The organism is Pseudescherichia sp. (assembly GCF_032052675.1).
GTDB lineage: Bacteria > Pseudomonadota > Gammaproteobacteria > Enterobacterales > Enterobacteriaceae > Pseudescherichia.
The window spans coordinates 302602-316902 of the sequence record NZ_DAMBWA010000004.1; the positions used below are offsets into that span (position 1 = coordinate 302602).

The following is a 14301-nucleotide window of genomic DNA, read 5'->3' on the forward strand; positions in this document are numbered from 1 at the left end:
CCGGCCTACAACTCTTCCGAGACTATTGCGCGAGATACCTTGGCTTTTTTCGTGAAGAACTGCCGTACCACCACAAAGAATACCGGGACGAAGAAGATCGCCAGCAGCGTCGCGGAGAGCATGCCGCCCAGCACCCCGGTGCCCACCGCGTTTTGTGCGCCGCTGCCTGCGCCAGAGCTGATCACCAGCGGCATGACGCCGAGGATAAAGGCCAGCGAGGTCATCAGGATCGGGCGCAGCCGCATGCGGACCGCCTCCAGCGTCGCCTCTACCAGCCCTTTGCCCTCTTTATCCATGAGATCCTTGGCAAACTCGACGATCAGAATGGCGTTCTTAGCCGAAAGGCCGATGGTGGTCAACAGACCGACCTGGAAGTAGACATCGTTATTCATTCCTCGCGTTAAGGCCGCCAGCAGCGCGCCGATAACGCCCAGCGGCACCACCAGCATAACCGAGAACGGAATCGACCAGCTCTCATACAGCGCTGCCAGGCAGAGGAAGACCACGATCAGCGAGATGGCATACAGCGCCGGAGCCTGGTTGCCAGAGAGACGCTCCTGATAGGACATCCCCGTCCAGTCATAGCCGATGCCGGAAGGCAGGCCAGAAGCCAGTTTCTCCATAAGCTGCATCGCATCGCCAGTACTCTTGCCCGGCGCAGCCTCGCCTAAAATCTCCATAGACGGCAGGCCGTTATAGCGTTCCAGACGCGGTGAACCATAGACCCAGTGTGAAGTGGTAAAGGCCGAGAACGGCGTCATCTCACCGTTGCTGCTGCGAACGTAGAGATTATTCACATCCGTTGGCAGCATGCGGTATTGCGCATCCGCCTGTACATAAACCTTTTTCACCCGCCCGTGATCGATAAAGTCGTTCACGTAGGTTCCGCCTAACGCGGTGGAGATGGTCTGGTTAATATCCGAGAGGTCAATCCCCAGCGCCTGTGCCTTTTCGATATCCACCTCCAGCTTAAACTGCGGGGTATCCTCAAGGCCGTTTGGCCGCACGCGCACCACCTGGTCCGGGTGCTTCTGTACCTCAGCGAGTAGCATATTGCGCGCGTTGGTCAGGGCCTCATGTCCGAGGTTGGCCTGATCGATCAGCTCAAAGTCAAAGCCCGTCGCTGTGCCCAGCTCGATAATCGCGGGCAGGTTAAATGGAAAGACCAGACCGTCGCGGATTTGGCTGAAGGCGCGCGTGGCACGCTCCACGATGCCACCAACGCTGTTCGCTTTACCGGGGCGCTGCTCCCACGGCTTAAGGCTGATAAAGGCCATCCCGGAGTTCTGCCCCTGACCACTGAAGCTGTAGCCGTTGACGGTCAGGACGGAGTCGACGTTCGCCTTCTCACTGTTAAGGTAGTAATTAGTGACCTTATCCAACACCTTCTGCGTGCGCGCCTGGGTTGCCCCGGCAGGCAGCTGTACCATCGTCATAAAGACGCCCTGATCCTCATCGGGTAAAAACGAGGTGGGCAGGCGTAAAAACAGCACCGCCATTCCGGCGACAATCAGCACATAGATCAACAGGTAGCGCCCTGTGCCGTTGATGATGCGGGCAACGCTTTCCGTGTAGTGATGCGTACTGCGATCGAACAGGCGGTTGAACCAGCCAAAAAAGCCCTTTTTCTCGCCGTGCGTATCAGGGTCGACGGGTTTTAACAGCGTTGCGCAGAGCGCTGGCGTGAGGATAAGCGCGACCAGCACCGAAAGCGCCATCGCCGAGACGATGGTAATGGAGAACTGACGATAGATCGCACCGGTAGAGCCGCCAAAGAAGGCCATCGGGATAAAGACTGCCGAGAGCACCATAGCAATCCCTACCAACGCGCCCTGGATCTGCGACATGGATTTCTCCGTCGCCTCTTTCGGCGGCAGATGATCCTCGGCCATTACCCGCTCAACGTTCTCTACCACGACGATGGCATCGTCCACCAGCAGGCCTATTGCCAGCACCATACCGAACATGGTCAGCGTGTTAATGGAGTAGCCAAACCCCGAGAGGATCGCAAAGGTCCCCAGCAGAACAACCGGTACGGCAATGGTGGGGATCAGCGTCGCGCGGATATTCTGCAGGAACAGGTACATCACCAGGAAGACCAGAATAATGGCCTCAAACAGCGTTTTTACCACCTCATGGATGGAGATCTTCACAAAGGGCGTGGTGTCGTAGGGGTAGACCACCTTCATGCCCTGGGGGAAGAACGGCTGGAGCTCGTTGAGCTTAGCTTTGATGGCGGTAGCGGTATCCAGCGCATTGGCCCCGGTTGCCAGCTTGATGCCGATCGCCGCCGCGTCCTGGCCGTTGATTTTCGTGACCGTGTTGTAGTTCTCTCCCCCCAGCTCAATGCGGGCTACGTCTTTCAGCCGCACCTGCGAACCATCGCTGTTGACCCGCAGCGTGATATTGCCAAACTCCTCCGGATCCTTCAGCCGGGTCTGGGCAATGATGGAGGCGTTAAGCTGCTGGTTAGGGATCGAGGGGGTTCCACCAAGCTGACCCGCGGCAATCTGATCGTTTTGCACCTTGATCTGATTAACCACGTCGATCGTCGTCAGGTTGTATTTGTTGAGCAGATCGGCATTCAACCAGATACGCATTGCGTACTGCGCCCCGAAGAGCTGTACGTCACCGACGCCGTTGGTACGACTAATAGGATCTTTAATGTTCGACGCGACGTAATCGGAAATATCATCCTGATTCAGGCTCTTGTTCTCAGAGGTAAAGCCCACCACCATCAAAAAGCTGCTGCTGGACTTCTCGACGCTGATCCCCTGCTGCTGAACCTCCTGCGGCAGCAGCGGCATCGCCAGCTGCAGCTTATTCTGCACCTGAACCTGAGCAATGTCTGGATCCGTCCCGGATTTGAAGGTCAGCGTAACCGTGACGCCTCCCGCCGAGTCGCTGGTAGAGGACATATACATCAGATTATCGATACCGTTCATGTTCTGCTCAATAACCTGCGTTACGGTATCCTGCACCGTCTGGGCATCGGCCCCCGGGTAGGTAGCGCTAATAGCGATCGCCGGTGGTGCAATGGTCGGGTATTGCGCTACGGGCAGCTGTAAGATTGCCAGCGCCCCGGCAATCATCAAAATAATTGCCAGCACCCAGGCAAAAATCGGACGATCGATAAAAAACTTAGCCATCTTTTGCTCTCATTGGGATTATACGATTAATGCGCGGCGGCAGTTTGATCTGCTGCGCTCGGGGCGATCGTCACCGTTGCCCCAGGACGAACCCGCTGCAATCCACTGACGATGACCTTTTCGCCCTCTTTCAGACCGTCCGTAATGAGCCACTTATCGCCAATGGCCTGCGAGGCGACGACGTTGCGTGATTCAACCTGATTTTTAGCGTTTACCAGCAGCACGGTGGCATCGCCGCGGGCGTTACGGGTTACCCCCTGCTGCGGCACAAGAATGGCGGTTGGCTGCACGCCCTCGTCGATCCGCGCCCGGACAAACATGCCCGGCAGCAGGCTATGATCTGGATTGGGGAAAACTGCCCGAATGGTAATGGATCCGGTACTCTCATCCACGGTGACGTCTGAGAACTCCAGCGTGCCCTTCAGCGGATAGCGCTGACCGTTTTCGGTAATCAGCTCAACATCCGTTTTATTGCTGTTTTTTTGCAGGTTGCCCTGCTCCACGGCCTGCTTCAGGCGCATAAAGTCATTGCTCGACTGGGTGACGTCGACATAGACGGGATCCAGCTGCTGCACGGTGGCCAGCGCGGTGCTTTGGCCGTTAGTCACCAGCGCGCCCTCGGTTACCGATGATTTACCGATCCGGCCGTTAATCGGCGAACGGACCTGGGTATAGGCGAGGTTTATTCTTGCGGTTTCAACGGCGGCCTTCGCGGCCTGTACCGCGGCGTCAGCCTGCTGGGCGTCGGCAACAGCCGTGTCATACTCCTGCTGGCTGATATACTGCGTGCCGACAAGCGGCTGGTAGCGCTTAACGGTGAGGTGGGCAATCTTAGCCGCAGCCTGCGCCTTCGCCAGATCGCCCTGGGCGCTGGCATAGTCCGCCTGATAGGTCGCAGGATCGATCTGATAGAGCGACTGGCCTGCGGTAATATCCGCGCCCTCCACGAAATTACGGCGTAAAATAATGCCGCTCACCTGAGGCCGCACTTCAGCAATACGAAACGCTTCGGTTCTGCCGGGAAGTTCTGTGGTGACCGCCAGCGGTGCGGCTTTTACCTGATAAACACTGACCTCTGGCGCAGCCGCTTTTTTCGCGCCGTCGCTATTATCATTACAGCCACTGAGTAGACCCGCCGAAATTAATACTAATGACGATAGGCGTAAACATTCACCAAATTTATTCATTGCAGTTCCTCAAAAACACAACGCACGGCGTTAACCGCAAAAATCCACGATAAAAATAATTCACATCAATAAATGAAATTGTTTAATCAGCCCGATGAATAATTAATGGCTCATCGAAAAGAGAAAGCGTTATTGCTGCTGCGTAATAACGTGGCTCGATTTTGTTAAACGCCGACAGACCACGACAAAAAATACCGGCACAAAGAATATCGCCAGCAGCGTCGCCGCAATCATCCCACCCATTACCCCCGTGCCGACCGCATTTTGTGCGCCGCTGCCTGCGCCAGTACTTAATACCAGCGGCATTACGCCTAAAATAAAGGCAAGGGAGGTCATCAGAATGGGACGCAGACGCATTCTGACCGCTTCAAGGGTGGCCTCGATAAGGCTTTTGTGCTCTTTATCCATCAGGTCCTTAGCAAATTCGACGATCAGAATGGCGTTCTTTGCCGATAGCCCAATGGTGGTAAGCAGGCCTACCTGAAAATAGACGTCGTTACTCAGGCCGCGCAGGCTCGCTGCCAGCAGCGCCCCCACGACGCCCAGCGGCACCACCAGCATGACCGAGAAGGGAATCGACCAGCTCTCATACAGCGCGGCGAGACAGAGGAACACCACCACCAGCGAAATGGCATACAGCGCCGGGGCCTGGTTACCTGAGAGTCGCTCCTGATAAGACATGCCGGTCCAGTCAAAGCCGACGCCAGCAGGCAGCTGCGATGCCAACGTCTCCATGAGCTTCATCGCTTCGCCGCTGCTTTTGCCCGGCGCCGCCTCGCCGAGGATCTCCATCGACGGCAGGCCGTTATAGCGTTCCAGACGAGGTGACCCCTGGATCCAGCCTGCGCTGGAGAAGCTGGAGAACGGCACCATACCACCGGCCTGGTTACGCACATACCAGGTGTTAATGTCATCCGGCATCATGCGATAGGGCGCATCGGCCTGGGCATAGACTTTCTTCACGCGCCCGTTATCAATAAAGTCGTTAACGTAGGTGCTGCCCAGCGCGGTGGCAATCGTGCTGTTGATATCACTCAATGAGACGCCCAGCGCCTGCGCTTTCTCCTGATCGACCTTGAGCTTGAACTGGGGCATATCCTCCAGGCCGTTGGGCCGCGTCCTGACCAGCATGTCCGGATGCTGTGCCGCCTGCATCAGCAGCTGGTTACGCGCGGCGGTCAACGCCATATGGCCCAGCCCCGCCTGATCGATCAGCTCAAAGTCAAACCCCGTCGCGGTACCCAGCTCGGTAATGGCAGGCAGGTTGAAGGCGAAAACCATGCCATCCTTGATGCGGCTGAAGGCTTGCGTAGCCCGGCCCACGATAGCGCCAACGCGATCCTCTTTCGCCTCGCGCTGTGCCCACGGCGTTAAGCGAACAAAGGCCAGGCCGTTGTTCTGACCTTTACCGTTCAGGCCAAAGCCGGTGACGGTAAAGACCGAGTCGACGTTGTTTTTCTCTTTTGTCAGATAGTAATCCGTTACCTGGCGCATGATCTTTTCCGTTCGCGCCTGGGTTGCCCCGGCGGGCAGCGTGACCATCGTCAGAAATACGCCCTGATCCTCTTCGGGTAAAAACGAGGTCGGCAGCCTTAGAAACAGCACTGCCATTCCGATCACGATGACGAGATAAACAACGATATACCGGCCCGTACAGTGGAGCAGCTTCTGCACGCTGCCGGTGTAGTGGCGGGTGCTCTGCTCAAACAGGTGATTGAAGCGGCTAAACAGCCGGTGGGTCTTATCGTGCTGCACCGGCTTAAGCAGCGTCGCGCATAGCGCGGGGGTAAGAATGAGGGCAACCAGCACCGAGAGCGCCATCGCCGAGACGATAGTAATAGAGAACTGTCGGTAGATGACCCCGGTCGATCCGCCAAAAAAGGCCATTGGGATAAACACGGCAGAAAGCACCATCGCAATCCCCACCAGCGCGCCCTGGATTTGGCTCATCGACTTTTGCGTGGCCTCCTTTGGCGGCAGCCCTTCGTCAGTCATCACGCGCTCGACGTTTTCGACGACCACAATGGCATCGTCCACCAGCAGGCCGATGGCCAGCACCATGCCAAACATAGTGAGCGTATTGATGGAGTAGCCAAACGCCGCCAGCACGGCAAAGGTACCCAGCAGCACCACCGGTACGGCGATGGTGGGGATCAGCGTAGCGCGCAGGTTTTGCAGGAAGAGATACATCACCAAAAACACCAGCACGATCGCTTCAAACAGCGTTTTAAACACCTCCCGGATGGAGATGTTGATAAACGGCGTCGTGTCATAGCTGTAGACCAGCTTCAGGCCGTGCGGGAAATAGGGTTGCAGATGCGCCATCTGCTGTTTTACCGCGTCGGCAGTGGAGAGCGCATTCGCTCCTGTCGCCAGCTTAATACCCAGCCCCGCCGAGGGCTTTCCATTATAGCGGGCCACAACGTTGTAGTTCTCGCCGCCGCGTTCAATGCGGGCAACGTCGCGCAGCAATACGCGCGAACCATCCGCCTGCACTTTTAGCGTAATGTTGCCAAACTCCTCCGGCGTTCGCAGGCGGGTCTGGGCGATAATCGAGGCGTTGAGCTGCTGCGTCGCTGGCGAGGGCGTCCCCCCCAGCTGCCCGGCGGCAATCTGGCTGTTCTGCGCTTTGATTTCGTTAACCACATCGAGGGTGGTGAGCTGATACTGATTGAGCTTATTGGGATCGAGCCAGATGCGCATCGCATACTGCGCGCCAAACAGCTGTACGTCACCGACCCCCTCCGTACGGCTCACCGGATCCTTGATATTGGAGGAGATGTAGTCGGCAATGTCGTCCTGCGACATGCTGCCATCATCTGAAATAAAGCCCATGACCAACAGGAAGTTACTGCTCGATTTTTTAACGTTGATACCCTGCTGCTGTACTTCCTGGGGCAGTAGCGGCATGGCGAGCTGCAGCTTGTTCTGCACCTGAACCTGGGCGATATCGGGATCGGTCCCGGAGTTAAAGGTCAAGGTTACCGTGACGCCGCCCGAGGAGTCGCTGGTGGAGGACATGTACATCAGGTTATCGAGGCCATTCATGTTCTGTTCGATCACCTGGGTGACCGTGTCCTGCACGGTCTGCGCATCCGCGCCGGGATAGGTAGCGTTAATGGCAATGGCAGGCGGCGCAATCGTAGGATACTGCGCAACGGGCAGCTTAATGACGGCCAGCGCGCCTGCCAACATTAAAATAATCGCCAGTACCCAAGCGAAAATCGGGCGATCGATAAAGAACTTTGCCATATAAACGTATTACCTTTTCTTTTTCATCACCGGAGTTTATTACCGGATGGCGTTAGCATTCATTACCCAAATAAATACTTTATTTAATAACATTCATAGGATGAATATTTATTAACGCATAGCGAAAATAGTGGCGCTATGTTGAATGAACAACAAAAAAATGCAAGGATAGATAGTACGTTCTCGGGCATATTTTATTCAACAAATGTAAATCACGCTTTTGGCCTGACGGTGGCAAGCATGGCGAAAAAGACGAAAGAAGAGGCAGCCAAAACTCGGCAGCTATTAATCGACACCGCTATTTTAACATTCGCGCAGCAGGGGTTTTCCAATACGACATTGGATGATATCGCCTGCGCAGCCAATATGACGCGCGGTGCTATTTACTGGCATTTTACAAATAAAACAGAATTATTTAACGCTATCTGGCAGGAGCAGCGACCATTAAGAGAGCGAATAGATCGCAAAGCTCAGTTACATTTTCGCAATGATCCGCAGGGGCTATTTCGCCATAGTTTGACAGAGGCCCTCCGCTTAATTGCAAAAAGCCCTTTAGAACAAGCGCTCGTTGAAATTCTTTACCATAAATGCGAATTTACACAAAATATGACGCCGGAAGCGGAAATACGCGAGCGGCTGTTTTTTAATCCGGCAAACGTTGCCGAAATGTTAGAGAAATGCCAGCAGCAGGATCCCCACTTCTTAAGCGTCAGCGTGGAAACGGCGCTGATTATCATCCAGGGATACATGAGTGGAATTGTTAAAAACTGGCTGATGCTGGACAAGGCTTCCGATCTTGCCGCGCTGGCGCCACAGCTGGTTGAGGGGCTGCTGATTATGCTGCGCACGACGCCCGAAGAGAAACAGGTTAGGTTGAGCGCATAACGTCGGCTCCATCTTTTCTCCTTAATCGGCTCACATGCGCCGTTTCTCTCCATCTTTTTTACATTAGACATGCTTTGTAAGAATAGAGGCATAAGTTCCCGCCGCGGCCAGTGGTACAATACCGCCATTCACATAAATGAGGTGAATGTGATCATGAAAAAATTAATTGCCGTTGCACTGTTATCTACCGTTCTCGCAGGCTGTGCCCATGACTCCCCTTGCGTACCAACCTATGACGATCAGGGCCGACTGGTGCATACCAATACCTGCATGAAAGGAACGACTCAGGATAACTGGGAAACCGCAGGGGCTGTTGCTGGCGGTGCTGCCGCGATTGCTGGCCTGACGCTGGGTATTGTGGCCTTAACGAAATAATCTGACTCAAGGCGTGGCTCCCCCCACGCCTTCTTTTTTGCGCCGCCCCGGTGCACTTCTGATGCGCTGTTAAAATTGCGGTGCTTTCTGGTTCAAACACCCCCACCGTTTTCCCGCGCTTTTTCCATCCTGCTGTTTTTAATCCTTCCGCAGCGAAACTATTTTGCTCTGTTTTGTGGCGCAGGTTTGAATTTCGCACCATTACGGAGCGCTACATACTTTTTTTCCTGTCTACACTCTGCATATTGCGGGGAGAACTCCCCTTTTCCGCCTTCCGCAAACCTGGCACTACCTTTGCTTTAAAGAGTATGGCCAACGCCACAGACAGGTTTCAGGCGTCTCCCGAGCGCCTCTTTATAACAATAATTTCGCCACACAGGATGCATTATGAAAAAGATGACGATCGCCAGCCTGGCTGCCGCCGGTGCGCTGTTTGCTGTTGTAAACCAGGCGCATGCTGGCGCAACGCTGGATGCCGTAAAGAGTAAAGGCTTTGTACAGTGCGGTATCAGCGATGGGCTGCCAGGTTTCTCCTACGCGGACGCTAACGGCAAGTTTACCGGCATTGACGTCGACGTTTGCCGTGGCGTTGCCGCTGCCGTTTTTGGCGATGACACCAAAGTGAAGTACACCCCGCTGACGGCCAAAGAGCGCTTCACCGCCCTGCAGTCCGGGGAGGTAGACGTGCTGTCGCGCAATACCACCTGGACCTCCTCTCGCGATGCGGGCATGGGCATGGCATTCACCGGCGTGACCTACTATGACGGCATCGGCTTCCTGACCCACAATAAAGCGGGCCTGAAGAGCGCCAAAGAGCTGGACGGCGCCACCGTCTGCATCCAGGCCGGTACCGATACCGAGCTGAACGTGGCTGACTATTTTAAATCGAACAATATGAAGTATACCCCGGTGACCTTTGACCGCTCCGACGAATCTGCGAAGGCGCTGGAGTCCGGCCGCTGCGACACCCTGGCTTCTGACCAGTCACAGCTCTATGCGCTGCGCATCAAGCTGAGCACGCCGGGCGAGTGGATCGTTCTGCCGGAAGTGATCTCCAAAGAGCCGCTGGGGCCGGTGGTTCGCCGCGGTGACGAAGAGTGGTTCTCCATTGTTCGCTGGACCCTGTTCGCCATGCTGAACGCAGAAGAGATGGGCATCACCTCTAAAAACGTCGATGAGAAAGCGGCCAACCCGGCAACGCCGGATATGGCACATCTGTTAGGCAAAGAGGGGGACTACGGCAAGGATCTGAAGCTTGATAACAAGTGGGCCTACAACATTATCAAGAAAGTCGGTAACTACGCTGAGATCTTTGAGCGCAACGTGGGATCCGAAAGTCCGCTGAAGATCAAACGCGGCCAGAACAACCTCTGGAATAACGGCGGGATCCAGTACGCGCCGCCGGTGCGCTAAGCTACCGGTACGCTAAGGTAGAGTGCTGTAACGGGCACTGCTCAGGCAGTGCCCAGCCCAGAGTCAAGGTTACCGAGGTTTTCCTATGTCCCCACGCCGCCCAACCGTTAAAGGATCGTTCTCCCTTTCTAACCCCGCGGTTCGAGCCTGGCTGTTTCAGATCATCGCTATCGTGGCCGTTGTCAGCGTCGCGATCTATTTGATACACAACACCGTTACTAACCTGAGCAACCGGGGTATTACCTCTGGCTTTGCCTTTCTCGATCGTGGCGCCGGATTTGGCATCGTCCAGCATCTGATCGATTATGAGCAGGGGGATACCTATGGCCGCGTATTCCTGGTCGGCTTGCTCAATACGCTGCTGGTCTCCGCACTATGTATTGTTTTTGCCTCTTTTCTCGGTTTCTTCCTCGGCCTTGCCCGCCTGTCTGAAAACTGGCTGCTGCGCAAGCTGTCGACGATCTATATCGAAACCTTTCGTAATATCCCGCCGCTGCTGCAGATCTTCTTCTGGTATTTTGCCGTGCTGCGCAACCTGCCGGGGCCGCGCCAGGCGGTGAGCGCATTCGACCTGGCGTTTCTCAGCAACCGTGGGCTCTATATCCCTGCTCCCGCGTTTGGCGAAGGCATTGTCGGTTTCATTGTAGCGGTGCTGATTGCCGTCGCCGTTAGCGTGGGACTGTACCGCTTCAATCGAGCGCACCAGATGAAAACCGGTCAGCTAAGGCGGACATGGCCGACCGCGCTCGGGCTGATTATTCTGCTGCCGCTGCTCTCCCACTGGCTGTTCGGCGCGGCGCTGCATTGGGATGTGCCCGAGCTGCGCGGCTTTAACTTCCGTGGCGGCATGGCGCTGATCCCGGAGCTGGCGGCGCTGACTCTGGCCCTGTCGGTCTATACCTCCGCGTTTACTGCCGAGATTATCCGATCAGGCATTCAGTCGGTGCCCTTTGGGCAACACGAGGCGGCGCGATCGCTGGGGTTGCCTAACCCGGTAACGCTGCGTCAGGTGATTATCCCGCAGGCGATGCGCGTGATCATTCCACCGCTCACTAGCCAGTATCTCAACATTGTGAAGAACTCGTCGCTGGCGGCGGCCATCGGCTATCCCGATATGGTATCGCTATTTGCTGGAACGGTGTTGAACCAAACCGGGCAGGCTATCGAGACGATTGCCATCACCATGTCGGTCTACCTGATCATTAGCCTGACCATCTCCCTGCTAATGAACATCTATAACCGTCGTATCGCCCTGGTCGAGCGCTAAGGATCCATGATGACAAAAGCACTTCTGTCTCACCCCGCGCGCCCGGCCCGTGCCGGTACTGGACGCTATATTCAGTGGGCGCGTAAAAATCTGTTCTCAAGCTGGTCGAATAGTCTGCTGACCCTGGTCGCCCTGTGGCTGATGTGGGAGCTTATTCCTCCCCTGCTGAACTGGGCGCTGTTTCAGGCGAACTGGTTTGGCTCAACCCGTGCGGACTGCACCAAAGAAGGCGCATGCTGGGTCTTTATTCATGAACGTTTCGGCCAGTTTATGTATGGCCTCTATCCCCATGACGAGCGCTGGCGCATCAACACCGCGCTGGTGATTGGCCTGCTCTCAATTGTACCGATGTTCTGGAATGGGCTGCCGAAACGCGGACGCTACATTGCCTGCTGGGCGGTGGTCTATCCGCTGGTTGTGTGGGGGCTGATGTACGGTGGCTTTCTCGGGCTGGAGCGTGTCGAAACGCGCCAGTGGGGCGGCCTGACGCTAACGTTAATTATCGCCTCCGTAGGGATTGCCGGCGCGCTGCCGCTGGGGATCTTGCTCGCGCTAGGTCGGCGATCAACCATGCCGGTGGTACGCATTCTGTCGGTAATTTTTATTGAGTTCTGGCGAGGCGTGCCGCTGATCACCGTGCTGTTTATGTCCTCGGTGATGCTGCCGCTGTTTATGTCGGAAGGGACCAGCATTGATAAGCTGGTGCGGGCGCTGGTCGGGGTGATCCTGTTCCAGTCAGCCTACGTGGCTGAAGTGGTGCGAGGCGGGCTACAGGCGCTGCCCAAGGGACAGTATGAAGCCGCTGAATCATTGGCGCTGGGCTACTGGAAAACCCAGGGGCTGGTGATCCTGCCTCAGGCGCTGAAGATGGTGATCCCAGGGCTGGTGAACACCATCATTGCGCTGTTTAAGGACACGAGCCTGGTGATCATCATTGGCCTGTTCGATCTCTTTAGCAGCGTGCAGCAGGCGACGGTCGATCCTGAGTGGTTAGGTATGTCGACGGAAGGCTACGTTTTTGCCGCACTGGTCTACTGGATTTTCTGTTTTAGCATGTCGCGCTACAGCCAGCATCTGGAGAAGCGCTTTAACACCGGGCGTACACCGCACTGAGGATCACCATGAGTAATATGACTATGCAATCTGCCGACGCGATGATTACGCTCGAGAACGTAAATAAGTGGTATGGGCAGTTCCACGTACTGAAAGACATTAACCTGAACGTAAAGCAGGGAGAGCGCATTGTACTTTGCGGCCCTTCCGGATCAGGGAAATCAACCACCATTCGCTGCATTAACCATCTGGAAGAGCATCAGCAGGGCCGTATCGTTGTAGATGGCATCGAACTGAATGAGGATATTCGCAATATTGAGAAGGTACGCCAGGAGGTGGGGATGGTGTTTCAGCACTTTAACCTCTTCCCGCACCTGACGGTATTGCAGAACTGCACGCTTGCTCCCATTTGGGTGCGTAAAATGCCAAAGAAAGAGGCCGAGGCGCTGGCGATGCACTATCTTGAGCGCGTGCGTATCGCCGAACATGCACATAAGTTCCCCGGTCAGATCTCCGGAGGTCAGCAACAGCGCGTGGCGATTGCCCGTTCGCTCTGTATGAAACCTAAAATCATGCTCTTTGATGAGCCCACCTCTGCGCTGGATCCGGAGATGGTCAAGGAGGTGCTCGATACCATGATTGGTTTAGCGGAGTCGGGAATGACGATGCTGTGTGTGACGCACGAGATGGGCTTTGCCCGCACGGTTGCTGACCGCGTGATCTTTATGGATCGCGGGGAGATTGTTGAGCAGGCCCCACCGGAAGAGTTCTTTGCCCATCCGAAATCAGAACGTACCCGGGCGTTTCTCTCGCAGGTTATTCATTAGGATCGTATTGCCGGGCGGCGCTACGCTTGCCCGGCCTACAGAAACAGCAGACTTTATAGGCCCGGTAAGCGCAGCGCCACCGGGCGCCGGTCTGCCGCAACGCAAAAAGGCCATCCTTACGGATGGCCTTCTGCTTTGTTTGATGCCTGGCAGCTACGGCGGGCGTCCTGCCCGCCGCCCTCCGGGCCGTTGCTGCGCAACGTGCAAATCCGCTCCCGGCGGATTTGTCCCTCCTCAGGAGAGCGCTCACCGACAGACAACAGGTAAAACAAAAGGCCCGGTCTTTCGACCGGGCCCTTCGTTTTATTTGATGCCTGGCAGTTCCCTACTCTCGCATGGGGAGACCCCACACTACCATCGGCGCTACGGCGTTTCACTTCTGAGTTCGGCATGGGGTCAGGTGGGACCACCGCGCTAGTGCCGCCAGGCAAATTCTTTACTATGTGCCGAACTTTAACCACTAAAAAGTGGTGCTGATACCCAGAGTCGAACTGGGGACCTCACCCTTACCAAGGGTGCGCTCTACCAACTGAGCCATATCAGCACGCTTAATTTGATGCCTGGCAGTTCCCTACTCTCGCATGGGGAGACCCCACACTACCATCGGCGCTACGGCGTTTCACTTCTGAGTTCGGCATGGGGTCAGGTGGGACCACCGCGCTAGTGCCGCCAGGCAAATTCTTTGTGCTCGGTACGCAATACTTTATCGCATCAGCCGCGTTGCCTGCGCTCGCAAAGTCAGTCACATACTTCAGTATGCTCCTTCCTTTCCTGCGCCTGCCGCCTTGCTGCTGCGCAAATTATTGCGCACGTTAGTCTGAATCTAAGCTGAAAATCGTCTCAAATCACGCCAAAACATCTTCGGCGTTGTAAGGTTAAGCCTCACGGTTCAT

9 protein-coding genes, 1 tRNA gene and 2 rRNA genes are annotated in these 14301 nt (G+C 55.7%); 6 read left to right on the forward strand and 6 right to left on the reverse strand.

Annotation, left to right across the window (positions count from 1 at the left end):
* Positions 1-5: 5 nt before the first annotated feature.
* The 3 genes from RTX96_RS08320 to RTX96_RS08330 form a co-directional block, all read right to left on the reverse strand.
* A complete protein-coding gene (locus RTX96_RS08320) occupies positions 6-3149 on the reverse strand; it encodes an efflux RND transporter permease subunit (protein WP_312268675.1) in 3144 nt (1047 codons plus the stop codon).
* Positions 3150-3175: 26 nt separating this feature from the next.
* Positions 3176-4336 (reverse strand): efflux RND transporter periplasmic adaptor subunit, encoded by a 1161-nt coding sequence (locus tag RTX96_RS08325; protein ID WP_103821407.1) that lies wholly within the window; start codon positions 4334-4336, stop codon positions 3176-3178.
* Positions 4337-4465: 129 nt separating this feature from the next.
* On the reverse strand, positions 4466-7588 hold the full coding sequence (locus RTX96_RS08330) for an efflux RND transporter permease subunit (protein ID WP_312670708.1): 3123 nt from the start codon (positions 7586-7588) through the stop codon (positions 4466-4468).
* A 240-nt stretch (positions 7589-7828) separates the two neighbouring features.
* On the opposite strand from RTX96_RS08330, the gene RTX96_RS08335 reads away from it, so the two are divergent.
* The 6 genes from RTX96_RS08335 (at position 7829) to RTX96_RS08360 (ending at position 13408) form a co-directional block, all read left to right on the forward strand.
* Positions 7829-8473, forward strand: a complete 645-nt coding sequence (locus tag RTX96_RS08335; protein WP_409418558.1) for a TetR family transcriptional regulator — start codon at positions 7829-7831, stop codon at positions 8471-8473.
* Between the two features lie 153 nt (positions 8474-8626).
* The gene (locus RTX96_RS08340; RefSeq protein ID WP_042389968.1) at positions 8627-8848 is read left to right on the forward strand and encodes a membrane protein; all 222 of its coding nucleotides are present in this window, start codon (positions 8627-8629) and stop codon (positions 8846-8848) included.
* Positions 8849-9235: 387 nt separating this feature from the next.
* Positions 9236-10261: an amino acid ABC transporter substrate-binding protein gene (locus tag RTX96_RS08345; protein ID WP_042389966.1), complete on the forward strand. Its 1026-nt coding sequence runs from the start codon at positions 9236-9238 to the stop codon at positions 10259-10261.
* An 85-nt stretch (positions 10262-10346) separates the two neighbouring features.
* Entirely contained in the window at positions 10347-11528 is a 1182-nt protein-coding gene (locus tag RTX96_RS08350) for an amino acid ABC transporter permease (protein WP_312670710.1), read from the forward strand.
* Between the two features lie 9 nt (positions 11529-11537).
* A complete protein-coding gene (locus tag RTX96_RS08355) occupies positions 11538-12641 on the forward strand; it encodes an amino acid ABC transporter permease (RefSeq protein WP_312670711.1) in 1104 nt (367 codons plus the stop codon).
* 8 nt (positions 12642-12649) lie between these two features.
* Positions 12650-13408 (forward strand): amino acid ABC transporter ATP-binding protein, encoded by a 759-nt coding sequence (locus RTX96_RS08360; protein ID WP_103821412.1) that lies wholly within the window; start codon positions 12650-12652, stop codon positions 13406-13408.
* 312 nt (positions 13409-13720) lie between these two features.
* On the opposite strand, the gene rrf (RTX96_RS08365) is transcribed toward RTX96_RS08360, so the two are convergent.
* The 3 genes from rrf (RTX96_RS08365) to rrf (RTX96_RS08375) all read right to left on the reverse strand — a co-directional run bounded on the left by rrf (RTX96_RS08365) (position 13721) and on the right by rrf (RTX96_RS08375) (position 14082).
* Positions 13721-13836, reverse strand: a 5S ribosomal RNA gene (gene rrf / locus RTX96_RS08365).
* Positions 13837-13876: 40 nt separating this feature from the next.
* Positions 13877-13952, reverse strand: a tRNA-Thr gene (locus RTX96_RS08370).
* Between the two features lie 14 nt (positions 13953-13966).
* A 5S ribosomal RNA gene (gene rrf, locus RTX96_RS08375) occupies positions 13967-14082 on the reverse strand.
* Between the last annotated feature and the right edge of the window lie 219 nt (positions 14083-14301).